22 protein-coding genes are annotated in these 24,377 nt (G+C 58.7%); 2 read left to right on the top strand and 20 right to left on the bottom strand.

Annotated elements, in window-relative coordinates:
- Nucleotides 1-180 precede the first annotated feature (180 nt).
- From AACY13_RS02985 to AACY13_RS02930, 12 genes are all read right to left on the bottom strand, one after another.
- Complete coding sequence (locus AACY13_RS02985) at nt 181-633, bottom strand: type IV pilin protein (RefSeq protein WP_339459211.1); 453 nt, start codon at nt 631-633, stop codon at nt 181-183.
- Entirely contained in the window at nt 633-4,391 is a 3,759-nt protein-coding gene (locus AACY13_RS02980) for a pilus assembly protein (protein WP_339459210.1), read from the bottom strand. The genes AACY13_RS02985 and AACY13_RS02980 overlap by 1 nt, the downstream gene beginning before the upstream one ends.
- Before the next feature lie 41 nt (nt 4,392-4,432).
- Nucleotides 4,433-4,900 carry a pilus assembly PilX family protein gene (locus AACY13_RS02975; RefSeq protein ID WP_339459208.1) on the bottom strand — a complete coding sequence of 156 codons (468 nt, stop codon included), beginning with the start codon at nt 4,898-4,900 and terminating at the stop codon, nt 4,433-4,435.
- Between the two features lie 8 nt (nt 4,901-4,908).
- Nucleotides 4,909-5,904: a PilW family protein gene (locus AACY13_RS02970; protein ID WP_339459206.1), complete on the bottom strand. Its 996-nt coding sequence runs from the start codon at nt 5,902-5,904 to the stop codon at nt 4,909-4,911.
- A complete protein-coding gene (pilV, locus tag AACY13_RS02965) occupies nt 5,901-6,362 on the bottom strand; it encodes a type IV pilus modification protein PilV (RefSeq protein ID WP_339459205.1) in 462 nt (153 codons plus the stop codon). The genes AACY13_RS02970 and pilV (AACY13_RS02965) overlap by 4 nt, the downstream gene beginning before the upstream one ends.
- The gene (locus AACY13_RS02960) at nt 6,359-6,835 is read right to left on the bottom strand and encodes a GspH/FimT family pseudopilin (RefSeq protein WP_339459203.1); all 477 of its coding nucleotides are present in this window, start codon (nt 6,833-6,835) and stop codon (nt 6,359-6,361) included. Before AACY13_RS02960 ends, pilV (AACY13_RS02965) begins: the two co-directional genes overlap by 4 nt.
- A gap of 480 nt (nt 6,836-7,315) precedes the next feature.
- Nucleotides 7,316-7,885: a GspH/FimT family pseudopilin gene (locus AACY13_RS02955; RefSeq protein WP_339459202.1), complete on the bottom strand. Its 570-nt coding sequence runs from the start codon at nt 7,883-7,885 to the stop codon at nt 7,316-7,318.
- Nucleotides 7,882-10,956, bottom strand: a complete 3,075-nt coding sequence (locus AACY13_RS02950) for a pilus assembly protein (RefSeq protein WP_339459201.1) — start codon at nt 10,954-10,956, stop codon at nt 7,882-7,884. Before AACY13_RS02950 ends, AACY13_RS02955 begins: the two co-directional genes overlap by 4 nt.
- Nucleotides 10,957-10,989: 33 nt before the next feature.
- Nucleotides 10,990-11,478, bottom strand: coding sequence for a hypothetical protein (locus tag AACY13_RS02945; protein WP_339459200.1), 489 nt, complete (start codon nt 11,476-11,478; stop codon nt 10,990-10,992).
- Nucleotides 11,475-12,542, bottom strand: coding sequence for a PilW family protein (locus tag AACY13_RS02940; protein ID WP_339459199.1), 1,068 nt, complete (start codon nt 12,540-12,542; stop codon nt 11,475-11,477). The genes AACY13_RS02945 and AACY13_RS02940 overlap by 4 nt, the downstream gene beginning before the upstream one ends.
- Nucleotides 12,539-13,102, bottom strand: a complete 564-nt coding sequence (gene pilV, locus AACY13_RS02935) for a type IV pilus modification protein PilV (protein WP_339459198.1) — start codon at nt 13,100-13,102, stop codon at nt 12,539-12,541. The genes AACY13_RS02940 and pilV (AACY13_RS02935) overlap by 4 nt, the downstream gene beginning before the upstream one ends.
- 2 nt (nt 13,103-13,104) lie before the next feature.
- Nucleotides 13,105-13,509, bottom strand: a complete 405-nt coding sequence (locus tag AACY13_RS02930; protein WP_339459196.1) for a type IV pilin protein — start codon at nt 13,507-13,509, stop codon at nt 13,105-13,107.
- Nucleotides 13,510-13,834: 325 nt separating this feature from the next.
- On the opposite strand from AACY13_RS02930, the gene AACY13_RS02925 reads away from it, so the two are divergent.
- Nucleotides 13,835-14,350, top strand: coding sequence for a GspH/FimT family pseudopilin (locus AACY13_RS02925; RefSeq protein ID WP_339459194.1), 516 nt, complete (start codon nt 13,835-13,837; stop codon nt 14,348-14,350).
- A gap of 36 nt (nt 14,351-14,386) precedes the next feature.
- On the opposite strand, the gene ispH is transcribed toward AACY13_RS02925, so the two are convergent.
- The 6 genes from ispH to murJ form a co-directional block, all read right to left on the bottom strand.
- Nucleotides 14,387-15,331: a 4-hydroxy-3-methylbut-2-enyl diphosphate reductase gene (gene ispH / locus AACY13_RS02920; protein ID WP_339459193.1), complete on the bottom strand. Its 945-nt coding sequence runs from the start codon at nt 15,329-15,331 to the stop codon at nt 14,387-14,389.
- A 131-nt stretch (nt 15,332-15,462) separates the two neighbouring features.
- Nucleotides 15,463-15,900 (bottom strand): FKBP-type peptidyl-prolyl cis-trans isomerase, encoded by a 438-nt coding sequence (locus tag AACY13_RS02915; protein ID WP_339459191.1) that lies wholly within the window; start codon nt 15,898-15,900, stop codon nt 15,463-15,465.
- The gene (gene lspA, locus AACY13_RS02910; protein WP_445262516.1) at nt 15,893-16,396 is read right to left on the bottom strand and encodes a signal peptidase II; all 504 of its coding nucleotides are present in this window, start codon (nt 16,394-16,396) and stop codon (nt 15,893-15,895) included. The genes AACY13_RS02915 and lspA overlap by 8 nt, the downstream gene beginning before the upstream one ends.
- 72 nt (nt 16,397-16,468) lie before the next feature.
- Nucleotides 16,469-19,300, bottom strand: a complete 2,832-nt coding sequence (gene ileS / locus AACY13_RS02905; protein WP_339459187.1) for an isoleucine--tRNA ligase — start codon at nt 19,298-19,300, stop codon at nt 16,469-16,471.
- Between the two features lie 48 nt (nt 19,301-19,348).
- Nucleotides 19,349-20,275, bottom strand: coding sequence for a bifunctional riboflavin kinase/FAD synthetase (gene ribF, locus AACY13_RS02900; protein ID WP_339459186.1), 927 nt, complete (start codon nt 20,273-20,275; stop codon nt 19,349-19,351).
- A 76-nt stretch (nt 20,276-20,351) separates the two neighbouring features.
- On the bottom strand, nt 20,352-21,896 hold the full coding sequence (gene murJ / locus AACY13_RS02895; protein ID WP_339459184.1) for a murein biosynthesis integral membrane protein MurJ: 1,545 nt from the start codon (nt 21,894-21,896) through the stop codon (nt 20,352-20,354).
- A gap of 194 nt (nt 21,897-22,090) precedes the next feature.
- Here murJ and rpsT point away from each other — a divergent pair, with 194 nt between their 5' ends.
- Nucleotides 22,091-22,369 (top strand): 30S ribosomal protein S20, encoded by a 279-nt coding sequence (gene rpsT / locus AACY13_RS02890; protein ID WP_136663161.1) that lies wholly within the window; start codon nt 22,091-22,093, stop codon nt 22,367-22,369.
- Between the two features lie 373 nt (nt 22,370-22,742).
- Here the strand turns inward: rpsT and AACY13_RS02885 are convergent, their stop codons facing one another.
- Together AACY13_RS02885 and proB are read right to left on the bottom strand one after the other, a co-directional pair.
- Nucleotides 22,743-23,207, bottom strand: a complete 465-nt coding sequence (locus AACY13_RS02885) for a CreA family protein (RefSeq protein WP_339459182.1) — start codon at nt 23,205-23,207, stop codon at nt 22,743-22,745.
- A gap of 10 nt (nt 23,208-23,217) precedes the next feature.
- On the bottom strand, nt 23,218-24,336 hold the full coding sequence (gene proB, locus AACY13_RS02880; RefSeq protein WP_339459181.1) for a glutamate 5-kinase: 1,119 nt from the start codon (nt 24,334-24,336) through the stop codon (nt 23,218-23,220).
- Between the last annotated feature and the right edge of the window lie 41 nt (nt 24,337-24,377).

Raw genomic sequence — 24,377 nt, 5'->3', positions numbered from 1 at the left:
TTGAGGTGGTTCTTCACTCTGGCCAGGCCGACAGTCTAAACAACAAGCCCAGGCCGATGCATGCGCCACACACGACTCGGGGGCATTAATGCCCCCGAATGGTTAAAACCTCAATCAATGCCGCGAATCGCCCGGGTTCAGCATCATGACATAGGCAGAGGGTTTCTCCTGCGCGGCAAATCAGCGCCTCCAGCACGTCGCGAGGCTGGCACCCGTCGCTTGCCCTTTGGCACCGGTATTGCTCAGGGTCAATGTGCCGCAGCTGTCACTGGCCATGGCCCCCTTGGGTACCGCGCGCAGCGTATAGCTGCTGGCTGTTGGCGCAGAGGCAAAGCTCAGGTCGTAATATTTACCGGTCCCGTCCTTGGGAGCCTCAGAGAAAGGCAGAGTGGGCGCTGCATTGGCGTCGGTCAGATACTTGCCGTTCGCGGTGTAGTGCCGCTCCATAAACTGCGCCAACTCCAGTAGCGCGGTTTGCGCATCGGCACGCCGAGCCTTGCGCACGTGCTCCTGATACGAGGGATAGGCGATCGCGGCTAGGATGCCAATAACAGCAACCACAATCATCATCTCGATCAGGGTAAAACCACCGCTGCGCGATACCCCTGGGCCAGGCAAACGTCCACGCCTCATCAATAGCTCCTCACTTCATGCCAGGACTGGCGACCAAACCGTTGTGAGTCGGGCTGTGGAATACAGGTCGGCGTGGCACCACTGGATCCGGCGAAACACAGCCATTTGTAGAGCGATGTCACGCCTTTACTGACCCCAGCATCCACATCGGAGATGCCGGACCAGGGAATGTCATCGTCACCGATAATGGTGGTGTCATCGTCATCCAGATCACCATCGCCGTTGGCATCGAAGTACACGTAATTGAGGCGACCGCCGCTGGACAGATTAACGGACATGATCCAACTGGTTCCGCCAAATGCGCAGGGATCCGCAGAGGGCGTCATGGTGGTGAAAATCACCCGATCGCTGCGCAAAGTGGCCTTGGCCACGACCCGCTCGCCCAGTGCCCCAGTAGCCCCCTCGCCTGTTTGCCAGGCGAGATCCAGGTACCAGCCCTTGTCGCTGCTCTGCCCAGCGTTTTGGGTAATGGCGCGCGCCTTCTCACCGTTGCTGAGAGTCGCCTCCTTGAGGATCTGCTGTTCGTTCAGGCCGCTGCGTCCATCAATCAGCAGGCCTCTGTCGATAATTCCGTAGAAGGTGTCTATCGCCGGATCATCAGGAATCTCGTTATCACCCGTACGGTAAAAGCTGCCGGTACCGAAGAACACCATATGCTGGCCCTGATCATTGAAGGCAGACGCCAGTGGCGCGGTGATAGCCTGTCGCACATCAGCGTCATCCTTGGCGATAAACAGCGGGTTGGCGTTGAGTGAGGCAGGAATCCGCCAGCTCGCGGTGTTGCTGCCCGCCAGGTCCAGTCGCCACAGGTTGCCCAACGTATCGGCGATATAGACGCGATCGGCAACCTGATCCCCATCCGTATCCGAGGCCAATGGCGCGCCCAGGCCGCCGGTGGTGGCGAGGGTGAACTCCTTGATCACGCTGCCGTTAGCGGCATCCAGCACCCAGACCTTACCGTTGGTCTGGGTGCTGTCGTGGTAACCGCTGCTGACGATCACCCCGAATTTATTATTAGGCAGCGCCACCAGCGCAGGCTGCCCCATGGTGTAACCCATACGGGGATGACTGAACTCCCACATCACACTGCCACGGCTCATGCTGCCGGGATCGGTGACATCCAGCGCGAAGACGCTGTTGCCACCCGCACCGGTAGCCCCCACAACCATGGTGCGCCAGCCCGTGCCGGTGCCCAGCCAAACGTCCGAAACACGGGGCGTACCATCGACATAGTAGCGGTGGGCGTAGGCCGGCTCGGTCAGGTTGATAAGGTTGCCGAATAGGTTGTTCGGCACATAGGCAAACAGTTCCTTGCCGCCATTGGTCGCAGACGTGGCACTGAGCCTGGCATCGAAGCCGTGCAACATGCCGTCGTTTGCCCCAACGATGACCATGGGGGTGCGGTTCTTGTAAGCATCGGATGTGCGAAACGCAGTGTAAGCCGCCCCCACGGCACCATCGGCCCAGCTCAGACGGGAATAACCGAAATCCTGATTGTGGATAAACTGAGGGTCCGAGTTGACGATATCGCCCAGCCGACTGCCGCGCTGACGGAATGGCTGTGCAGTATCTGTATCCGTGATTTCCCGAGAACGATCACCACGCAGGAAAGCCAGGCGCCGCTCAGCCAGCGTGCTATCCGACTCGCCCTGTTTGGTAAGCGCGGCGCGCTGGGTTGTGCTCAGGCCACTCCAAAGGAAATCAGCGCCGCTGGTCGAGCGCAGCGGACCATTGACCGAGTCAGCTGTGGGGGGCGCGCTGGTGAAGATTTTCCGGTTGGTAAGATCGGTGAGACTATCCAGGGCAGCAGCGGCACTCCAGGTTGCATCGGTCGCCACGGTGCCATTGCTGCCTATTTTTTTCGCCAGAAGGTCGCCACTCCAGCGCTTGCTATCGAGCAGTGACTGGAAGACCGCCGTATCGGTACTCAAGCGGGTCGAGTTGGTCGCCAGCGAAGCCGTTGTGCTTTCCGCCTCCTTGGCAATCTTGGCAAAAGCCAGCTTCAGGCTTTCGACCATCTTTGTCGCGTCGCTCGCGACATAGAAGTTATCGGGCCGCTGGTAGTCCGTACCGAGCATGTCCGAGGTGGTATGCCACCACGCTTCGGGCAGCGCAGTGGTGCGCGCATAGGGATCACCGAAATCGCCGGGCACCTTGAAACCACCGTACTTGGCTGCCAGCCAGTACTGGTTGCGGGCACGCCCAGCCAGGGATTCATTCTCGCGAACATCGACCCAATAGGTCGAGAGGGTTTGCTTGCCCGAAACCTGCGGACGCAAGTCCTTGGTGTTGGCATCGTAAGCAAGGCCGGCGATATAGGCCGAATTATGCCGCCCGGTAAATGGCGTGTTGATGGTGATACCTTCCAGCGCCGCTACTTTCTGCGTCGCGGTTACCACATTGACCGTGTCATCTTCGCTGACTTCACTGGGCGTCGTCGGCTCTCCAGTCATATCGCTGTTACCGGGAAGGTTCTTGTCGCGGTGCGAATTGGTGTCGCCGATGCCCAGGATCACGTTCTTCTGGCAGGCGTATTGAATAGGATCATCCCAGGCCGTGATCACCGGAAAACCGTCGGCGAGCCGATAGCGGTTGTCCTCATCGCCAGTAAGGTTGGAATAAGCAGAGACATTGCCTTGATGCTTGAAATAGCGCAGCGATGTGTAAAACAGCTCACTAACCGGATCGATGCTCTTGTGATTTTTGCTGGTCATCTGCCCGAACTTGTTCAGGTAGTTGATCACGCCGCTGTCAAGAATCACGGCATTGGTAGCCGTTGCATCCGTCGCGTCGGGGTTGCGGACCAGCACACCGGTGGTCGCATCCCACTCGCTTGCGGGGTTGCTCTGGTTACCGGCGACACCTGGGGTACGGACAGTCTGGCCGACAAACTTCTGCTTGGCACGTAGAACGCCGCCATCGCGCAGCTCATAGTGATCATTCAGGTAGCCGAAAACGCTGTAGCGAATGTCGCTGGAGTACTGCTGGATCAGCCCCTCAGGCTTGTACCCCTGCGAGTAGCTCTTGCAGTTGGCTTCCAGGCCCACAGCAGCATCGCACACCTTCACCCGGATATAGACTTCGTAGACAGCGCTTCCCTTACCGACCAGATCGGTGTCTGTCGTGTAATCGGTGACGTCTCCATTCAAATCGCCATCCATGCTAAAGCGCATGCGATTGCCCAGGCCGGCGATACGCGTTTTGAACAGACTCCAGTTTGCCGGGGTTGCGCCACTTACCGTTGTACTTACAGAAATCTCTCGTGCGCCACTGCCGTTCTGGCCTGTATGCCGGGCTTTTTCCAACCAAGTCACGGTAGGCGTGTCCTTGACCCGATAGCCACCGGTCAACGCGCTGCGAAAAGGGTCGATGGTCTGGGTTGCCGCCCAGTTAAGAAAGTTACCGCTCCATAACTTCCCTGCACAACTACGGTTGCTGGTTTTAGAGCTCGGGTAAAAGTGACTGTCACGGCGATCGCTATTGGTCGCGTCGTGGCTGTAGTCATAACACTTATCCGCATCGAAATAGCCGACATAGCTATTGCTGGCGCTGTAGGCACCCAGATTGGCAATACTGATAATGGTCGGCCACTCCACCGAGGGCACCAACGCGAGATTGCCCGGGACACTGCCGCCCCCCAGCAACAGGGGGGACTGGGAAACATCTGCATGGGCGGTCGAGGCACATGCGATCGCCAACGAAAGCATGAAAGCCCAGCTAGCGTGCAGCGATTTGGATCGACGAGCGAGGCTGTCCATCGCTAAGACTCCCTGAGAGCGCTTATAAAGTGGTTGGTCACTCATTGTTCAACCAGAAAAACTGACCGAAGCTTGATTGTGGAGGCGGCGCTATTGTCGGAATTGAGTGCCGTGCCGTAACCATCGGCCTCTACCCGCACCAGGGCACCTTCGTCGTCGATGGCCTCACCGGCCTCGGTGCTGGTGCGCAACTTGGCCAGCAGGGTAAGGCTGTAGGCCGGTACCGCGGCGACACCGGGAAAGGCGCTGTACGTGCCTGTTTCTGGTGCGACATCGAGAGTGTTCAAGGTGTTGTTAATGAATTTGTCAGTCACAACCCCCTCGCCCTGGCGCAGCGCAGCTTCGGCCGCCTGCAGCGCGAGGCTGCTGTCGCGCATATTGCCGGCCATACTTTCCTGCAGCGCCGTTCCGCGCATGCTGCTCAAACCGATAATCGTCAGCAGCAGCAACATAAACAGGGCGATGACCAGAATCGCTCCTCGCTGGTTATTGCTCGGTAATGCGGTCATGGGTCTCTTCATGGCAGGCGATTCCGAATTCCGATGGTGGCCGAGAACACTTGCGCAAGACGACGGTTCGGCACCGTCACCGCGACCCCGTTAAAGTCGACCGTCTGATTTTCCGCAACCACATTGGTCTCGGCGCTGACCAGCAACAGATAAACCCGCACAGAGACCACCTGACTCCAGTCACTTACGCTGCTTGCCGAAACATAGCTGCTGACCTGCCTGTCACTGCCGGCAAGACCATAGAGCACCCGAATATCTTGAACGCCTTCAATCAGGTCTTCTTTGTTGGCAGCACCCGCGGTGAAACTGATACGCCGCAGCGTGGGCACATTGGCGGCATTATTGCCCACGTAATACGCAACACTCTGTAGCCGGAGAATTTCCATGGATGAGTCATAGGCATGACTGAAGGGATTACTGCCTGGGTTCTTGTTGCCAGGCGACCCCGTAGCGCCTCGCGTCAACGTCTGGGCATTTGGATTACTGCGATTCTGGAACATGTCGCAGCCGACAGGATCGGAGACGATGATGATCGTACCCTGAGCGACACCACTGGCTGCGGTCAGGTTGATCGTGTTCGAATTAGCCAGAGTATTTCCACTGGCCGTTACCCCGGCGATATTGACCGCATGTTTGAGGTGAATCACATCGCCAGCGGTGCGATCAGTCACCCAGGACGGGGATGCATTGGTGCGGCCGCTTACGGCCTGGCTCAAGTCAAAATAATCCGCCTTGTAACCGCTGCTGCTCTCATTGAGCAGGTTATTCAGCGGTGCCTGACACTCGCCCTTGTAGCCGGCATGGCGAATATCGCTGCTCAAGAACTCCATGGCGAAACGGCCATTTTCCTGCACGCGGGACAGCGCAGTATTGGCGCTGTAGGTCTGCTTGCTCGCCAGAAACGTCTGCAATATACCCGCCATCAGCAACAAGCCGAGGGTCATGGCGACCAACAGTTCGACGAGAGAAAGACCTTTCTGCCGCTGCATCAAGGTACTGATCATATTTCGGTCCGATAAACGAATGTTTCGATGCCAGTATCAGCGTCATCGGCAGCCTTGATCCGTCCGCGGTTGTCATTCCAGCGCACAGATATGGTCACCAGCGTTCCGCTCTTTTCGACCCGACCGGTACCCTCCGGCAAGGCCAGGGCCAAGGCATTCAGCCATTCGGCCTTGTCTTTCTGCGCCTGGGTACCGCTCACGGAATGAGCACTGGAAGAGGTGGGGAAGTCGAATACATAAGCGCTGCCAAGCGCCGCCGTACGGTTTGCCCGCATGCGATCGGCCAGGTCACTGGCGAGTATGGTCACCTGGGAGCGGTAATAGGCGCTGTAATTGCTCTGCACGCTAGTAACCTGCAGCAACGCCATACCCAGCAGCCCGACAGACAGGACGACGATGGCGACAAGCACTTCGATAAGCGTGGTGCCACGCTGGTTGATGACAACGGAATTTCTCATTGGCAAGCCGCCTTACTCAAGGTGGCAGCACCGGTTACGGAAACTGCGATCTGGCGTTTCTGCTCGCCGCTACAGATGCTGGGTTTCACGGAAAAGTTGCTGGCGCTACTGGCCATACCGCTGCCGAGAAAGCTCACTCCGGCATTCGGCCCGACGATTGCCAGGCCTGAGGCACTATCCCAGACCTTGATCACCGAGCCGCTCGCCTGCCGCACGAGCCAGCCACCACTCCAGTCCGTGCCATTTTCACAGCTACTGCCCGCAGCATTGCTACGGCAGATGACGACGTTCTGACGACGCTTGACGGCCTCCGAGCGGGCGAACTGCAGCGCCCCCTGAAGCTCGCTGCCCAGGGTGGAAGCACGGTTATCCTGCAGCATGCTGCTAAATGACGGCGCGGCAATGCTGAGCACTATGGCAAGCACTACCAGCGTGATCATCAGCTCGACCAGCGTAAAACCTTTCTGCGACATCGCATCCACTCCATAGATGTCATCTTGTGTGGTGCGCAGAACCGCTACCTCCCTCCCCTGCAAACGCCCATCCATGGACAAACGGTCAAAAAAACCGACTAGCGGTTATTTGCGCTTCGGGATCATACCTGACTGGCACGCCCGTTTTACATTGTTGATACAAAGAACTGCGACTTCGCCACACATCGAAATGTGACAGGCAACGCAATGTGCGCAGCAGGCTGGGTTTGAGAAAGGCTAATGGGTTTATCGGAGAGCAGGCGGGGCCGTGCCGAAAGACTGAGGGAGCGGAGGGCAGCAAGCGGTGGGGACAAGGGGGGACAAATAGCCCGATCGGCTGAGGCTGGTACAACGCACAAGGGCAACCCGGCACAGGCCAGCCGCCCTTTGTGCCGAATCGCCGCTGCTTAATAGTGGCCAGGGGGATGCCAGCAGGGGCAGCCCGTTACGCCGGTTGAGCTACAAGAAACGGTTCAGGAATCAGGAGCAGGTCGCGGTATTGGTCTTGGTCACCGATGTACGTCCTGTCGCAGTGATATTGACCACACGTTCTTGACCTCCAACGCTGGGGGTGGCGCGACAGACCGTCAATGTGGCCTGGGTAGCCCCTACACCTGATCCCTGAAAGCGTACGCTGGCGACCGTCCCGGTAATTTTAAAACCGGAAGCGGCTGCCTGATGCTGCAGCAATACCGCCTCTCCTGTATCCAGCGCCCCGTCGTCGTCGGCATCGTGGAACACCACCCAACCTTGCTCCCAGCCCCCAGCAGCACAGCTAGCACCATCGGCAGAGACGCACATCCGAACAGCGGAGTTGCGCTTGATCGCCTCGCTGCGTGCCAGCACCGCGCCCGCGACCAGATCGTTGGCCTGAGAGCGCAGCTTACCCCCAAGGGTCATCTCGTTATACGCAGGTACAGCGATACCCATTAAGATCGCGAGTATCGCAATGGCAATTAACAACTCAACCAAAGTGAACGCCAGCGAGCGAGCGGGCATAGCCTTAACTCTCAAACCGTTACCTCCCCTCATAACCATTGGCTCGCTCATTGCTCTATATACCAGTGAGTACGATAGCGCTCAGTACTTGCCGAACCCGGCACAGGGGGTATGCAAAAAGGCCCAAAGCAAATGACCGGCGGCAGATCCGGAACCTGAGCACGAACTGGAGGTGGTGGAAATCCGCCGCCAGGGACATCAGTAAACAAATCCAAAATGCCGTCAAGGTCGAAATCATAAACCGCAAGCCCGGAGTCGTAGCCAACTGCATAGATCCGGGCACCGCCCAAGTTGCTAGTGCAGACACCCGGAGCAGCAGGCAAGGGCCTATTGGTGCTAAAGAAAGTTACGCCATCCTCGGTCACAGCATCACTGACTACCTTCTCCCCGACGCTCATTTCAATAAACCAGCCGTGCGCTGCTAAAGACAATGAAGTGGATCTCCCAGTCTGATTTTCCAAATCCGCTTCCGTACAGGCCCTACCGCCCTCATCTGGCGGAGTAACGGGATCAGCACAGAGCAATCCACCGGTCAAATCGGTGTTGTAATCCTTGATCATATAGAAGCGGTTTTCAATTGTAGTATCGAAAGGCCGCTCCCTATCGCCGCTGCCCACAAGAACACTATCAAATTGGTCACCCAGCACAACGTCTGGGCGATAGAGAAACTTCCGCGCGTCGACACCTGCACCAGCAAGAGATGCCAATTTAAATGTCAGCCAATTAGCAGGGTTAACATCATCAATATCCGAGCGCCACAGGTTACCCTTAGTATCGACACTATAAATTCGATCCGCCTTTCCGTTACCATCTCGGTCAATCAGCGTTACATCGGCCGGCATACTGCCCATACCAGCCTCATATATGTGCTTAATCAAGACACCGGTACGTGCATTTACAACATATATACCCCGCCCCTTGTTATTGACACCCGCCGGCAGCAGGTCTTCATTCTCTGGATCATAGCCAGCACCGAAGATAAGCACGGGATCACTGACCGAGGCTTTGATTCTGGCGGGGCGTAAGGTGGACCAGGTTTGCCCCAACTCAGAAAAGCCAGACTGGGTGTTATCAATTTTCCAGAGGTACTTTGGCTCTAAAGGGCTACTAACATCCAACGCATAAGCGAAACGCCCCCCGCGACGCATACCGATATAGAGATAAGCTTTATCGTTTGCTGCAGACTCAAACTTGCCATCGGCATTGGCGTCCAACTGATAAATCGACGTCGGCCCATCGGCAAAGTACGGTTTAGGGGACGCACTAGAAATTGCCGGGGAGTTTTCACGCAAGCGATTGAGTTGACTCAAGTGCTCGGGGAAGACCATACCCCACTGCTCGAGACCGTCGGCTGGATCCTGGCCGCCTTTGACGGCATGGAAAATACCTTCATTGGTGCCGTAATAAACCATTACATCGCTATCATTACCATAACGGTTGTAGTTCACCACCGCCGGGCGCGAATGCACCAAGTCACCATGAAGGCGCGCGCGCACATCGGTGCTAACATTATTGCCATCCTCGTTATCCATATTATCCGCACCGCGAACCCAGTTAATCAGAGGGGTTCCCAGCGCGGTAACGAGCGTAGTGTTAGCAGTACTAAACAATGTAGTGGAAAGCGCTGCTCCCGCGCTGCAGGAGCCATTACAGGTGTACAGCTTGCGCGCCGCCTGATCGGTCGCAAACGCAGTGCGCATGCGCTGAGCAGCGCCGCCCTTCTCCACCACCGAACCATCGGGCGCATCGCTTGCAGATTTTGGATTCCCCAGCGGTTCGAACTGCCAATAGTTGGAAGTAGAAGTCCAGAAGCTGGTTACGTCATCCAGCAAAAAACCGTCCACTTTATCCTGCACAGGCTTTGCTGAAGTGCCGCTATCCGCCAGCACAGGATTTCCGTTAACGTCTTCGGCCAGCAGATACTGCTTCAAATTACCCGGCCACCGCGGTCCAGCGCCCGCATCAGGGCGGAACTGCCCCATATACACCTGATTGAGAAACTCGCCACGTACATTCACACTCACCGGCAGCGTCGATGAGGCAAATACGCTATCCACCGGCTGCATTCCACGAAGGGCATCAACAAAGGCTTTCATGGCCTGCTGACCATTACTCGCCTCAAAGTATTTTCCGCCACCCACGTTAGCCGCACTCTTGAGCAACTCACGCGAACTCCTCATTGGCGCAGTACTGTAGTTATTGTCGGCTGGGTTCTGCACGGCAATAGTATAAGTAATGACATTCTGAGTCCCCACGGGCGGCCCGATATCACGCTTAAACAAGGTACGCGCATATTCATCAAACCAACTGCTGGTAAAGTTTGACGGGGTAAACGCCAAGGGGTCGCTTACCAATATCCCGCTTGGCTGCACCGCTGTAGCCCCAACCCCTCCCAACAGCTTGGTAGTATCGTTCTCCTCGCCAGAGTCAGGACCACCATTGCCTATAAATAAAATAAAATTCTTGCCACAGCCATCTGTAATCGGACTTCTATACCCATCACCTAATTTTGCCCCTATATCATATAGACTTGGACCACCATCAAAACCAACATAGTCGTCCGGCTTGCCACCGTAATATAAATAAGCCTCGTGCATGGATTTAGCATAAGGCGCATTATTAGAATCGGGGATAGAGGGGTTTATCTTAGCTAGCAACGCATCTCGATTTGCCTCGACATTCATCGGCCTTACATGATAACGGACATAGCCTCCCTTACCCTCTCCAGAGGGATTGGCAATCATCAGACCAATGTTAACCCCCTCCACCAGCTCCTGAACTTCGGTGCGCGTAATACACTCAGCCGGCGTCCGACTGACCTCTTTATTATTAGCATCAAGATTAATCGTACACGCAGGAAAATAGGGTGAATCAAGCGGATCCACCATATTATTCAGCACCTGCCGCAACATCTCTAACTTTTTACCTGTGCTAACCCCATCCAGCAATGTCACATTACTGTTGTTTGAAGCAGCGTTATCCAACATCAGCAACAGATTGGTTCGCCCTGTCGCCGCATTAGGATTAGTCAGGAAAATATCCGTATCCTCTGCGACAACCGCAAAAGGAAAGGCAAACGTCGCGCCCACAACCAGCTTACTTAAAAAATTCAGGGCATTCATGAGCGGCACCTCTCAACAGCAAAATTGGTCATCTTAAGGACAAGGATTAGGACTGGCAGGAAGCCTGATCTTCACACCTTGATTCACCGCCACATTAACGCCGGTTGCGGCATTATTCACAGAGGCAACGATATTCCAATAAGTATCTTGGTAGCCTGTTGCGCCACCCGCATTCGGCGCACCTTCTATAAGTATATTCGGCGACGAGTCCGCACTACTTTCAGACTTAACATCAATTGCCCGTATGCACACAGCAGGGGCCACGGTGACAGTATCCTGCCCCACAACGATAGTTCTAGTCGCAGGCGCAGTGAAGGTTGTCAAAGAGCCGAGCACTTCTTCAAGTGCCGCATTAGCCGCGGCCGTGGCCTCATCCCGCAACTGCACGTTATTCACAGCCGATAGATTAACCCCGCTTAACATAAATGCGCTGCTGACCATCAATGTAAGTAGCAGCAGCATGATTAAACCCACAATAAGGGTTGCACCTTGCTGAGCATATCTCCGAGCATATTTACTCATGGGATCTCCCGGCGGCCTGAAGGGTTGACCAATCGAACGGTAGTAGCAAATACGTGGCGCTTGAAACCATCATTTGCCGCTGCAACCGCTGTACTGCCTAGTTGGTATGCCTTTTTATCGGTATAACCGGGGGTAGCCACTGTATTACGTACCAGCACATAAAGTTTGACTGCTACCACATTGGCCAAGTCATCCAGTACGCAAGGGGTCAACGCAGTGCAGCGCTTGAACTCATCTGCACTGCCATCGCCGGGATTACTTGCACTGATAGGAAGACCGTTCTTACCCTCGGTATCCAAACCAAGTTCAACACGAAAGCTCTCTACCCCCTCAATCAGCGGTTGCGGGTCAGCATAGGCTCCATTGACTAGCTCCACGCGCATCAGCGTAGGCACACCGCCACTGTCAGCCAGGTAATAGAGTTTCGATACAACCTTACGCTGCGGCGCAAGGTCGACCGCAGGAACGGGAGTGGCCAAACTGCACGTCTTGGTTCTTAGGGGAAAAGTCATCTTATCAATAACGTATGGCTCTTCAGTGCCGACATTTCGGCACCCTGATACCTGGATATGCCAGCCCGTATCGCTGCCACCATTACAACCCGCCGCACCTTTCACACAGGTATTTGCATGACGCACCATCAACACATCACTGTTGGCCAGTACACCCGTCACGCCACAACCTGACAGCCCCGTAGCATCAGGAAAAGCCTGCACCGGAATACCGATAAGGTTGAGCATATAAGCGGGAGCATCCCAGCCGGCAACAACACAAGGATCGGGAATAGCTGTCGGCGGATCGATATTATTGTCCAACTCCCCCCAAAAGCCTGCGTGCTGAACGTCAGCCTGCATAAGCTGCAATGAGAAACGCCCATTCTCAATCAACACATTGGTCTTAGCCATTTCATCATTGGTGCGGGATATATCAATAAACAACTGCAAAACTGCCAAAAGCATCAATAGGCTGATAACGACTGCAACCATCAGCTCAATGAGGCTAAAGCCTCTGGCAGTTCTTGGCACACCCGGTGCAATCGGCAGTTTCTGGGCCTGTGTTTTCATTTCAAATCAGCCACCCTGATTATGCTGCTCACTACCCGCCGGCAGAGATCCGCAGTGCAACTTGAGCCAGACGGCCCATTGTATTTTCCGGCACCACAGGCGGAGTTGGCAGGCACCGACAACGGCGCAAGCCCCTGCCATGCCACACTCACCCGATAAGCACCGCCACCCAGCACTTCGACACAACCGCGTCCGCCAATCATGGTACCCAGCCTGTTGGTGCCTTCCATTTCCGCCGCCCCCTGCAAAGCATTACACCACTCACCCGCATCCACTTGTTGCTGAGTAGCAGTGCCTGTCTCACATACCGAACCCACGCCAATACCGTCCAAACTGGTTTCATAGGTAATGGCCTTCGCGCGATTAGTGGCTAGGCGATTGGCCATGTCATTAAGCAGCAGCAAAGCTTGAGATCGCTGATAGGCTTCCATTTCGGACTGTTGCAAACGCGATTGCAGCCCAGCCATCCCCAGCAGGCCTACCGTGAGAATAAACACGGTAACCAGCACCTCGATCAAGCTGACGCCGCGCTGATTACGGATGATTAGTGGCATAAGCATGGTCACCACTTTTCCGCCGGGGTCTTGGCCCCTTGGCTATTGAGCGTCAGGTTGCCATCGCTTGCCTGAGCCCCTGTCGGTACGAATGTGATCTCGAAGGAAGGTACGGCCCCCGCACCCAACTCGATCTTGAAGCCATATTTAGCTGACACCTCGGCAGGCAACACATAGCCGGTGCTGGTTTGAAAGGCTGCCGCATTGGCAGCAGCAACATAGGCGCGGTTAGCCAGCAAGAGTTGCTGCTGGCGGTTGGCGATATCCATCATCGCTGCCTGGGCGGCAGCACGGTTGCCTCGGATGATGTATTGCTGGTAGCTCGGGTAGGCGATGGCCGCAAGGATCCCGATGATCGCCACTACGATCATTAGCTCGATCAGGGTAAAACCACCTTGTCTTGTTCGCAGCACTTGATCACCTCCTGGCTGGTTACGACTTCGCTGCTGAGCACGTCGAGAGCGAAATCAACCGCTCGTTCGTTGTGCCAGATAATGACAGCTGTCCGCGCGACATACCTTGAACGGCTAGACAGATGGCACTCTCACTGTAGCCAGCGGTACACGGCATGCGTAACAAGACTGAAACACGGACTTGCAAATCGGTCGGCGCTGGCTACGTTATAAATCAGCCCCACACGCGCCACCGCGCTACCGCGATGAGTGGTGGCCAGAGCAAGACCATTGGTCTCCCAGCAGGAAGCTGGGATCAACGTACGACCCAGGAGGCAGGGATGCCATGTATTACAACACTCACGGCTTTACGCTGCCCGAACTGCTCACCACGCTCGGCATCCTTACCGTGCTGACAAGCGTTGGAGTGCCTGGCACCGTGCAGTTTATCGACAACCAACAGCTGGTCACTACTAGCAATCACCTGGTGGCGGACTTGGTACTGGCCCGCAGCGAATCGATCAAGCGGCGGCAGCCGGTGCTGGTCGATAATGGCGACGGCAATTGGCAGAGCGGCTGGCAGGTGTACGTCGACCTGAACAACAACGGCCTATTCGATGAAGGCGAGCCGATACTCCGCCAGGGCCAGCCTTTGCCCAGGAATGTGATTGCCAAAGGCAATACGCCGGTCCGGCGCTATATCCGCTATACACCGTCAGGCAGCAGCCATTTACTCGGCGGCGCATTTCAGGCCGGCACTTTGTTCATTTGCCATGCAAGCGGCAAATATGCCGTCAGGCAGTTGGTGTTAAGCGCTACCGGCAGAGTACGCAGACATAAAGACCCGCCAGCATCTTGCTGAGTCGCCTGACAGGCAGCCTGTAGGCGACTAACAACTTTAGAGCTGCGTCACCCGCAACTCCTTGGGCATGGAAAAGGTGACGTTTTCCGGCCGCCCTTCCAGCTCGCTCTCCCCGGCCGCGCCCCAGGCTTGCAGTTGGCTGACGACGCCGCGCACCAGCACCTCGGGAGCCGAGGCACCGGCGGTGATGCCGATGCCGGCAACGCCGTCGAACCACTCGCGCTTGAGGTCTTCGGCACCGTCGATCAGGTAGGCGGGGGTGCCCATGCGCTCGGCCAGTTCGCGCAGGCGGTTGGAGTTGGAGCTGTTGGGACTGCCGACCACCAGCAGTACGTCGCACTCGGCGGCCAGCTGCTTGACCGCGTCCTGGCGGTTCTGGGTGGCGTAGCAGATGTCGTCCTTGCGCGGCCCGCCGATGCTGGGGAATTTGTTGCGCAGGGCGTCGATAACCTTGCTGGTGTCGTCCATCGACAGAGTGGTCTGGGTGACGAAGGCCAGGGCTTCGGGGTTGCGCACCTGCAGGTGCGCAACGTCGGCCTCGTCTTCCACCAGGTAGATGGCACCACCATTGCTGGCATCGTATTGGCCCATGGTGCCTTCGACTTCCGGGTGGCCGGCGTGGCCGATCAGGATGCATTCGCGGCCTTCACGGCTGTAGCGAACCACCTCCATATGCACCTTGGTCACCAGCGGGCAGGTGGCGTCGAAGATCTTCAGGCCACGGCGCTCGGCCTCGTTGCGCACGGCCTGGGACACACCATGGGCGCTGAAAATAACGATAACGTCATCGGGGATCTGATCCAGTTCCTCGACGAACACCGCGCCGCGCGCGCGCAGGTCTTCGACCACGAACTTGTTGTGCACCACTTCATGACGCACATAGATCGGCGGGCCGAAGACTTCCAGGGCACGGTTGACGATCTCGATGGCGCGGTCGACGCCGGCGCAGAAGCCACGGGGGTTGGCGAGTTTGATATGCATGACGGTTATCTCGGCGCGCGCGGCACAGGGTTTGACCAATGTAACGCGAGACCGCTAGACGACCCCACGCCTTTCGTAACCCGGATGCAATCCGGGGTTAGCACATTCCCGGATTGCATCCGGGATACAGATCAGACCGCCTTGACCTCGATAATCTCCACATCGAAGCTCAGCGCCTTGCCGGCCAGGGGGTGGTTGAAGTCGATGGTCACCTGGCTGTCATCGAAGGCCTTGACCACGCCCGGCAGCTCGGCATTGGCGGCGTCGTTGAAGATCACCAGCAGGCCCTCGGACAGCTCCATATCCTGGAACTGGCTGCGCGGCATCACCTGCACGTTCTGCGGGTTGCCCTGGCCGAAGCCCTGTTCGGGGCCGATCGGCAGGCTGCGCTTGTCGCCGGCCTTGAGGCCGTAGATGGCCTGCTCGAAGCCCGGCAGCAGGTTGCCATCACCCACCTTGAAGGTGGCAGGCTGCTTATCGAAGGTGCTGTCGACCACATCGCCATTTTCCAGCTTGAGGGCGAAGTGCAGGGTGACTTCCTTGTCCGGGCCGATACGTAGGTCAGTCATGGGCTTTTTCTCCGGACTTCTCGCTTTTGAACATATCCAGCGCCAATAAAATCGCGCCGCCGGTGATCGCCATATCGGCGACATTGAACGCCGGGAAATACCAGCGGTGCTGCCAGTGCAGCAGAATAAAATCGACCACATGGCCGAATACCACACGATCCAGCAGGTTGCCGAGCGCACCGCCCAGAACCAGGGCAAGAGCCAGGGCCAGCCAGCTCTCCGCTGGTTTCAGGCGCTTGAGCCAGACCACCAGCACCACGCTGACCGCCACGGCAATCGCCGCGAAGAACCAGCGCTGCCAGCCGGCCGCATCGGCGAGAAAGCTGAACGCCGCGCCGGTGTTGTAGGCCAGGGTCCAGCTGAAGTAATCGGGAATGACCGCGATCTGCTGGTACATGCTCAGGTTGTTGTCGAACCAGAACTTGCTGGCCTGGTCGACCACGAACACCAGCAGGCTCAGCCAGAGCCAGGGCAGCTTGCCAAAGCGTGCGCTCATAAGCGGCACCCCTTATCGCAAAAGCAGTCCTCATTCCCGGCCTCTCTCCCGAAGGGCGAGGGGAGAAAATCATCACGCATAGTGACGAACCTCGCCCGCGCCTTCGATATTGTCCACGCAACGACCGCAGATTTCCGGGTGTGCCGGGTTGACCCCGACATCTTCGCGGTGATGCCAGCAACGACCGCACTTGGGGTGGGCCGATTTGACGATTTTCAGCTTCAGGCCAGGCACTTCGGTGTCCACGGCATCGGCCGGGGCATCAGCCAAGGGGGCCAGCGCTGCGGTGGAGGTAATCAGCACGAAGCGCAATTCATTGCTGAGCTTGTTCAAGTCGGCAATCAGGCTGTCTTCGGCATACAGGGTGACTTCGGCCTGGAGGTTGCCGCCGATAGCCTTGGCCGCGCGCAATCCTTCCATTTCCTTGTTGACCGCGACCTTGACCGCCATGACCCGCTCCCAGAACTCGCGGCTCAGCTCGAAATCCTGCGGCAGTTCGCTCAGGCCCTGGTACCAGCCATTGAGCATCACCGACTCGTTACGCTCGCCCGGCAGGTACTGCCACAACTCGTCGGCGGTAAAGGACAGCACCGGGGCGATCCAGCGCACCAGGGCTTCGGCGATATGGAACAGCGCGCTCTGGCAGGAGCGCCGCGCCACGCTGTCGGCGGCGGTGGTGTACTGACGGTCCTTGATGATGTCGAGGTAGAAGCCGCCCAGTTCCTGCACGCAGAAGTTGTGCACCTTCTGATAGACGTTCCAGAAGCGGTAGCTGTCGTAGGCTTCCTCGATCTCGCACTGTAGTAGCAGGGCGCGATCCACGGCCCAACGGTCCAGCGCCAGCATGTCTTCAGCCGGCAGCAGGTGCTGGGCCGGGTCGAAACCGCTGAGGTTGGAAAGCAGGAAGCGCGCGGTGTTGCGAATCCGCCGGTAGGAGTCGGCGCTACGCTGCAGAATCACCTTGGACACGGCCATCTCGCCGGAATAGTCGGTGGACGACACCCACAGGCGCAGGATATCGGCACCCAGGCTGTCGTTGACTTCCTGCGGGGCGACCACATTGCCCAGGGACTTGGACATCTTGCGGCCGTTCTCGTCGACCACGAAACCGTGGGTCAGCAGCTCTTTATAAGGCGCGTGGCCGTCGATGGCCGCGCCGGTGAGCAGGGAGGAATGGAACCAACCGCGGTGCTGGTCGGAGCCTTCCAGATACAGATCGGCTCGCGGGCCGCTGGCGTGGCCGAGCGGATGGGAGCCGCGTAGCACGTGCCAGTGGGTGGTGCCGGAGTCGAACCAGACGTCCAGGGTGTCGCTGATCTTGTCGTAGTCGGCAGCCTCGTCACCGAGTAGTTCGGCGGCGTCCAGCTTGAACCAGGCCTCGATGCCCTGCTGCTCGACACGTTTGGCCACTTCCTCCATAAGCTCGGCGCTGCGCGGGTGCAGCTCGCCCGTGGCCTTGTGCAGGAAGAACGGAATCGGCACGCCCCAGTTACGCTGGCGCGAGATACACCAGTCCGGACGCCCGGCGATCATGCTGTGCAGGCGCGCCTGACCCCAGGCCGGAACGAACGCGGTCTGCTCGATGGCAGCCAGGGCGCGCTCGCGCAGGGTGGTGCCCTGGTTGGGCTGCTTGTCCATGCCGACGAACCACTGCGCGGTGGCGCGGTAGATCAGCGGGGTCTTGTGCCGCCAGCAGTGCATATAGCTGTGCTGGATGGCTTCGTGCTTGAGCAGGCAACCGACTTCGTCGAGCTTGGTGACGATGGCCGGATTGGCCTTCCAGATAAACTGACCGCCGAAGAACGGCAGATCGCTGACATACACGCCGTTGCTCTGCACCGGGCTGAGGATGTCGTCGTTGCTCATGCCGTAGCCCTTGCAGGAACGGAAGTCGTCCTCACCATAGGCCGGGGCCGAGTGAACGACACCGGTGCCGGCCCCCAGCTCGACATAGTCGGCCAGGTAGAGCGGCGAGAAGCGCTCATAGAACGGATGGCGGAAGCGGATCAGCTCCAGCGCCGCGCCCTGGGCGGTGGCGATGACCTCGCCCTGCAGGCCGTAGCGTGCCAGGCAGCTCTCGACCAGCTCTTCAGCCAGCAGCAGCAGCTTGTCGCCGGTATCGACCAGGGCGTAGTTGAATTCGGGGTGAACATTGAGCGCCTGGTTGGCCGGGATGGTCCAGGGCGTGGTGGTCCAGATCACGATGCTGGTGGGCTTCGGCAGGCTAGCCAGACCGAAGGCGGCAGCCAGTTTGTCGGCATCCTCAACCGGGAAGGCCACGTCGATGGCGTCGGATTTCTTGTCCTGATACTCGACCTCGGCTTCGGCCAGGGCCGAACCGCAATCGAAGCACCAGTTGACCGGCTTCAGGCCCTTGAACACGAAGCCCTGCTTGACCATCTCGGCCAGGGCGCGGATCTCGCCGGCCTCGTTGGCGAAGTCCATGGTCTTGTACGGATTGTCCCAATCGCCGAGCACGCCGAGGCGGATAAAGTCGGCCTTCTGCCCTTCGATCTGCTCGCCGGCGTAGGTGCGGCAGCGCTCGCGGGTCAGGTCCGAGGGCTGGTTCTTGCCGAAGGTGGTTTCCACCTTGTGCTCGATCGGCAGGCCGTGACAGTCCCAGCCCGGCACATAGGGGGCGTCGTAGCCGGCCAGGGTCTTGGAACGGGTGATGATGTCCTTGAGGATCTTGTTGACCGCATGACCGATATGAATGCTGCCGTTGGCATAGGGCGGGCCGTCGTGCAGGACGAACTTCGGCCGGCCTTCGCCCTGCGCGCGCAGCTTCTGATACAGGCCAATCTCGTTCCAGCGCTGCAGAATCTGCGGCTCGCGCTGCGGCAGGCCGGCCTTCATCGGAAACTGGGTATCAGGCAGATTTAGCGTGGCTTTGTAGTCGGTCATTTCAGGCTCTTCGTAAGCGATTGGCACCCAGCAGTTGAAGCCGGGTGCTTAAACGCGCCAATGGGCACGGGCGGCAGCAATATCGGCAGCAATTGCCGTCTTCAATGCCTCAAGGGAGGCGAAACGCTGCTCATCGCGCAGCTTGTGGTGGAAAGCCACCGTCAAACGCCGGCCATACAGATCACCGGCAAAATCCAGCAAATGCACTTCCAGGTGGGCACTGCCATCACCCGCAACACTCGGGCGCACGCCGATATTGGCCACACCAGGCCAGACGCGGCCGTCAATCTCGGTGCTGACCAGATACACGCCCTTGAGCGGCACACGCTTGCGCTTGAGCTGCACATTGGCGGTCGGCGCATCCAGCTGGCGACCCAGCTTCTGCCCGTGCAAGACCCGCCCGGCGATCTGGAAGGGCCGCCCCAGCAGGTGTTCGGCCAGAACGAAATCGCCAGCGGCCAGGGCCTCGCGTACCCGCGTGCTACTGACCCGGATGCCGTTCAGCTCGACCGTGCTGGCGGCCTCGACACTGAAGCCCTCGCGTTCGCCGGCCTCGGCCAGAAAGGCGAAGTCCCCGGCACGGTCACAGCCGAAGCGAAAGTCGTCGCCAACCTCCAGATGCTGCACCGCCAGGCCGTCGAGCAGCACCTGGCGGACAAATTCGGCCGCGCTCAACTCCCGCAGACGCGGGTTGAAGGCCAGGCACAGCACGCGGTCGACACCTTCGGCAGCCAGCAGTGCCAGCTTGTCGCGCAAGCGCGTCAGGCGCGCCGGGGCGCTGTCCGGGGCGAAAAACTCGCGGGGCTGCGGCTCGAAAATCAGCACGCAACTCGGCACCCCCAGCTCGGCGGAACGCTCACGCAACCGCGCCAAGATGGCCTGATGGCCACGATGGACGCCGTCGAAATTACCGATGGTGGCAACACAGCCCCGATGCTGGGGCCGCAGATTGTGTAGGCCTCGAACCAGCTGCATAGCGCGCTTCTTGTTCATAAAGTGGTCGATTATACGCACACCGGGCAGCGGACAACAGGCAGCAAATCAGCCGCCATCAGAGTGCGCTGCGCCGCGCAAAATCCCGCAAACGAAAACCCAGCAGCGCCAACACCGCTAAATAGGCCAACAGTCCCACCCCGACCAACCCACCCAGTCGCAGCAGACGCCAGGGCATGGTGCCGTCCGCCCAAACCGGCAACTGCTGCATGGTCAGCAGCAACACCGCCGCCATGGCCAGCAATGCCAGCAGTAACTTGCCGGCGAACATGGCCCAGCCCGGCTGCGGCTGAAACATGTCGCGCTTGCGTAGCTGCCAGTACAACAGCCCGGCATTCAGGCAGGCGGCCAGGCCGATGGCCAGCGCCAGGCCGGCATGGGCCAGGGGAATCACGAAGATAAACAGCACATTCATCGCCTGGGTCGCCAGCAGCGTCACCAGGCCGATACGCACCGGGGTCTTGATGTTCTGCTGGGCATAGAAGGCCGGCGCGAGAATTTTCACCAGGATGATGCCAACCAGGCCCAGGGAATAGGCAATCAAGGCGCGCTGGGTCATCAGCGTATCGCCCGCAGTGAACTTGCCGTACTGGAACAGCGAGGCGATCAGCGGCTCGGAGATGATCGCCAACGCCACCGCACTGGGCAGCGCCAGCACCAGGCACAGGCGCAATCCCCAGTCGAGCAGCTTGGAATAGTCCTCGCGACTGGCACCGGCATGGGTTTTCGACAGGGCCGGCAGCAGAATGGTCCCCAGCGCTACCCCCAGCACGCCGGCCGGCAGTTCCATCAACCGGTCGGCGTAATACATCCAGGACACGGAACCGGCGACCAGAAAAGAAGCGAAGACGGTATTGATGATCAGCGAAATCTGGCTGACCGACACCCCGAAGATCGCCGGCCCCATCTGCTTCACCACGCGCCATACGCCGGTGTCCTTGAGGTTCAGCCGCGGCAGCACCAGCATGCCGATCTTCTTCAGATGCGGCAGCTGGAACAGCAGTTGCGCCAGGCCACCCACCAGCACCGCCCAGCCCAGCGCCATGATCGGCGGATCGAAATAGGGAGTCAGGAACAAGGCAAAGACAATCATGCTGACATTCAGCAGGGTCGGCACAAAGGCCGGCACCGAGAACCTGTTCCAGGTATTGAGCACCGCCCCGGCCAGCGACGATAGGGAAATAAGCAGGATATAAGGGAAGGTCACCCGCAACAGATCGGTGGCCAGAGCGAATCGATCGGCTTCGTCGGCAAAGCCCGGGGCCGAGATCCAGACGATCCAGGGCGCCGCGAGAATCCCGACAAAGGTCACTAGGGCCAGCACCAGGGTCAGCAGCCCGGTCACGTAAGCGAGAAAAGTCCGCGCTGCCTCATCGCCCTGCTGGGTCTTGTACTCAGCCAGAATCGGCACGAAGGCCTGGGAAAACGCCCCCTCGGCGAAAATCCGGCGCAACAGGTTGGGCAGCTTGAACGCCACCACAAAGGCGTCCGAGGCCACGCCCGCGCCGAAGGTGCGGGCGATAATGGTGTCACGCACAAAGCCCAATACACGCGAAAGCATGGTCATTGAGCTAACAGCGGCCAGCGACTTGAGCAAATTCATGTAATAATTCGATTTCCGCAAACAAGCGCAGCCGCGGACGATCCCTGGCGCGCAAAGGCGACGAGTGTAGCGGTCCACCACTGGTCAGGCCAGCACAGGTAAAAGCCAACAGGCTTGACAGCACGCCCTCATATCGGCATGATTCGCGGCCTTATTTGTTTGTAACCCCCAGAATTTTTTCGAGGAGCTTGACGGTGGCCAATACACCTTCTGCCAAAAAACGCGCAAAACAGGCTGAGAAGCGTCGTAGCCATAACGCCAGCCAGCGCTCGATGGTTCGTACTTACATCAAGAACGTGGTCAAGGCTATCGAAGCCAAAGACGTCGCCCTTGCTACTACCGCTTACACCCTGGCTGTGCCGGTAATCGACCGTATGGCCGACAAAGGCATCATCCACAAGAACAAAGCCGCTCGTCATAAGAGCCGCCTGAATGGCCATATCAAGGCCCTGGGCGAAGCTGCAGCTGCCTAAGCTGCCAGCGACACGCTGCTAGTTCTTAGAAAACCGACCTGATGGTCGGTTTTTTATTGCCTGCAATAATTGCCGGAGCAATCTTTAAGGCCTGCACCCATCACGTGTCGCGAGGCGATAAACCGTAGGCTGGCGTTGAGCGCAGCGAAGCCCAACAGGCAATGACATGTGGCGTTGCGCCTCAGCGGAACGCACCCAACCTACCCGCCGGGACCTTCCGCACAAAGAAGCGAGAGGGCAAACCGCCAGCTGCGCAGACCTGGATGGCACAACCCCTCACCCCGGAGAGCGAGGGGACTAATCGGCGCAAATCTGACCGTCGCGCAACAGTTAACGGGTACAAAAAAGCCCGAATCGCTTCGGGCTTTTTTACTCAGGGCTTTTGCGGCCAGGGCAGAATTGGAATCGCCGTCACCGCATTCTGCGGGCTGCCCTCGATTACCCGGTCGCTATACACCAGATAAACCAGGGTATTGCGTTTTTCGTCAAAGAAGCGCACCACCTGCATAGTCTTGAACACCAGCGAGGTGCGCTCGCGAAAGACCTCCTCCCCCTCCTCGAGCTCACCCAGAAAGCTGATCGGCCCAACCTGGCGACAGGCGATCGACGCTTCGGCGCGATCCTCGGCCAAGCCCAGACCACCCTTGACGCCACCGGTCTTGGCGCGCGACAGGTAGCAGGTTACCCCCGCCACCTGCGGATCATCGAAGGCCTCGACCACTATCTTGTCGTTGGGCCCCATCAACTTGAAAACCGTTGACACCTCACCAATCTGCTCCGCCGCCGCCAGCCCAGGCAGCAGCATAAGCACACCCAGCAATCCTTTTACGATCCGCATCAGCCTTCCCCTAAACCAGAATCAAATTATCCCGGTGCACCAACTCCGGCTCATCGACATAGCCCAGCAACTTCTCGATGGCATCCGACGACCTACCGATGATCTTTTGCGCCTCTAGCGCGCTGTAGTTAGCCAGACCACGAGCAATCTCGCGGCCATCCGCGGCCACGCAGACCACCATTTCTCCGCGCCTGAAGCTACCCTGCACCGCCTTCACGCCAACCGGCAGCAAGCTCTTGGTGCCAGTGGCCAGCGCCTTGACCGCACCGTCATCCAGCACCAGGGCACCGCGGGTCTGCAGATGCCCGGCCAGCCACTGCTTGCGCGCCGCCAGCATGCCGCGCTCGGGTGCCAGCAGGGTACCCAGGCGCTCGCCGGCCTTGAGTCGCGCCAACACCTGCCCGATCGCACCCCCAACAATCACCGTATGCGCCCCGGAACGTGCAGCCAGACGCGCCGCGCGCAGCTTGGTCTGCATGCCGCCACGCCCCAGCGCACCACCCACACCACCGGCCACGGCATCCAGGGCCGGATCATCGGCGCGCGCCTCGTAAATCAACTCGGCATTGGGGTTATGCCGCGGATCGGCGTTATACATGCCATCGCGGTCGGTGAGAATCACCAACAGATCGGCCTCGACCAGATTGGCCACCAGCGCCGCCAGGGTGTCGTTATCGCCAAAACGGATCTCGTCGGTCACCACGGTGTCGTTCTCGTTGATTACCGGCACCACATCCAGGTCCACCAGGGTACGCAGCGTGCTGCGCGCATTCAGGTAGCGCTTGCGATCGGACAGGTCATCATGAGTCAGAAGAATCTGCGCCGTACGCCGGCCGTGCTCGGCAAAGCTCGACTCCCACGCCTGGATCAGCACCATCTGGCCGATAGCCGCTGCCGCCTGCAATTCATGCATGGCGCTTGGCCGCGCCACCCAACCCAGCTTGCTCATGCCCGCCGCCACCGCACCGGAGGACACCAGCACCAGCTCAACGCCCTGCTCGCGCAGCGCCACCATCTGCCCGACCCATACCGCCATGGCCGCACGATCCAGGCCACGCCCATCGGCAGTCAGCAAGGCACTGCCGATCTTCACCACCCAGCGCTGCGCACCGGTTACCTTGTCACGCATGATCATCCAACCCCAGCCGCGAACTGTGATTACAAAAACGC

The organism is Pseudomonas sp. EA_105y_Pfl2_R69 (assembly GCF_963970915.1).
In the GTDB taxonomy this organism is placed as follows: domain Bacteria; phylum Pseudomonadota; class Gammaproteobacteria; order Pseudomonadales; family Pseudomonadaceae; genus Aquipseudomonas.
The sequence above is the reverse complement of the archived record's forward strand: the minus strand, read 5'-3'. Positions and strand labels throughout refer to the sequence as shown.

Bases quoted from the DNA above. Each gene is read 5' to 3' on its own strand.
- ileS (WP_339459187.1), bottom strand. From the start codon at position 19,300: ATGACCGACTACAAAGCCACGCTAAATCTGCCTGATACCCAGTTTCCG.
- AACY13_RS02970 (WP_339459206.1), bottom strand. From the start codon at position 5,904: ATGATCAGTACCTTGATGCAGCGGCAGAAAGGTCTTTCTCTCGTCGAA.
- murJ (WP_339459184.1), bottom strand. From the start codon at position 21,896: ATGAATTTGCTCAAGTCGCTGGCCGCTGTTAGCTCAATGACCATGCTT.
- AACY13_RS02940 (WP_339459199.1), bottom strand. From the start codon at position 12,542: ATGAAAACACAGGCCCAGAAACTGCCGATTGCACCGGGTGTGCCAAGA.
- AACY13_RS02960 (WP_339459203.1), bottom strand. From the start codon at position 6,835: ATGTCGCAGAAAGGTTTTACGCTGGTCGAGCTGATGATCACGCTGGTA.
- AACY13_RS02945 (WP_339459200.1), bottom strand. From the start codon at position 11,478: ATGAGTAAATATGCTCGGAGATATGCTCAGCAAGGTGCAACCCTTATT.
- pilV (WP_339459205.1), bottom strand. From the start codon at position 6,362: ATGAGAAATTCCGTTGTCATCAACCAGCGTGGCACCACGCTTATCGAA.
- AACY13_RS02975 (WP_339459208.1), bottom strand. From the start codon at position 4,900: ATGACCGCATTACCGAGCAATAACCAGCGAGGAGCGATTCTGGTCATC.
- ribF (WP_339459186.1), bottom strand. From the start codon at position 20,275: ATGCAGCTGGTTCGAGGCCTACACAATCTGCGGCCCCAGCATCGGGGC.
- AACY13_RS02955 (WP_339459202.1), bottom strand. From the start codon at position 7,885: ATGAGCGAGCCAATGGTTATGAGGGGAGGTAACGGTTTGAGAGTTAAG.
- pilV (WP_339459198.1), bottom strand. From the start codon at position 13,102: ATGCTTATGCCACTAATCATCCGTAATCAGCGCGGCGTCAGCTTGATC.
- AACY13_RS02885 (WP_339459182.1), bottom strand. From the start codon at position 23,207: ATGCGGATCGTAAAAGGATTGCTGGGTGTGCTTATGCTGCTGCCTGGG.
- ispH (WP_339459193.1), bottom strand. From the start codon at position 15,331: ATGCATATCAAACTCGCCAACCCCCGTGGCTTCTGCGCCGGCGTCGAC.
- AACY13_RS02985 (WP_339459211.1), bottom strand. From the start codon at position 633: ATGAGGCGTGGACGTTTGCCTGGCCCAGGGGTATCGCGCAGCGGTGGT.
- AACY13_RS02950 (WP_339459201.1), bottom strand. From the start codon at position 10,956: ATGAATGCCCTGAATTTTTTAAGTAAGCTGGTTGTGGGCGCGACGTTT.
- AACY13_RS02980 (WP_339459210.1), bottom strand. From the start codon at position 4,391: ATGGACAGCCTCGCTCGTCGATCCAAATCGCTGCACGCTAGCTGGGCT.
- proB (WP_339459181.1), bottom strand. From the start codon at position 24,336: ATGCGTGACAAGGTAACCGGTGCGCAGCGCTGGGTGGTGAAGATCGGC.
- AACY13_RS02925 (WP_339459194.1), top strand. From the start codon at position 13,835: ATGTATTACAACACTCACGGCTTTACGCTGCCCGAACTGCTCACCACG.
- lspA (WP_445262516.1), bottom strand. From the start codon at position 16,396: ATGAGCGCACGCTTTGGCAAGCTGCCCTGGCTCTGGCTGAGCCTGCTG.
- AACY13_RS02915 (WP_339459191.1), bottom strand. From the start codon at position 15,900: ATGACTGACCTACGTATCGGCCCGGACAAGGAAGTCACCCTGCACTTC.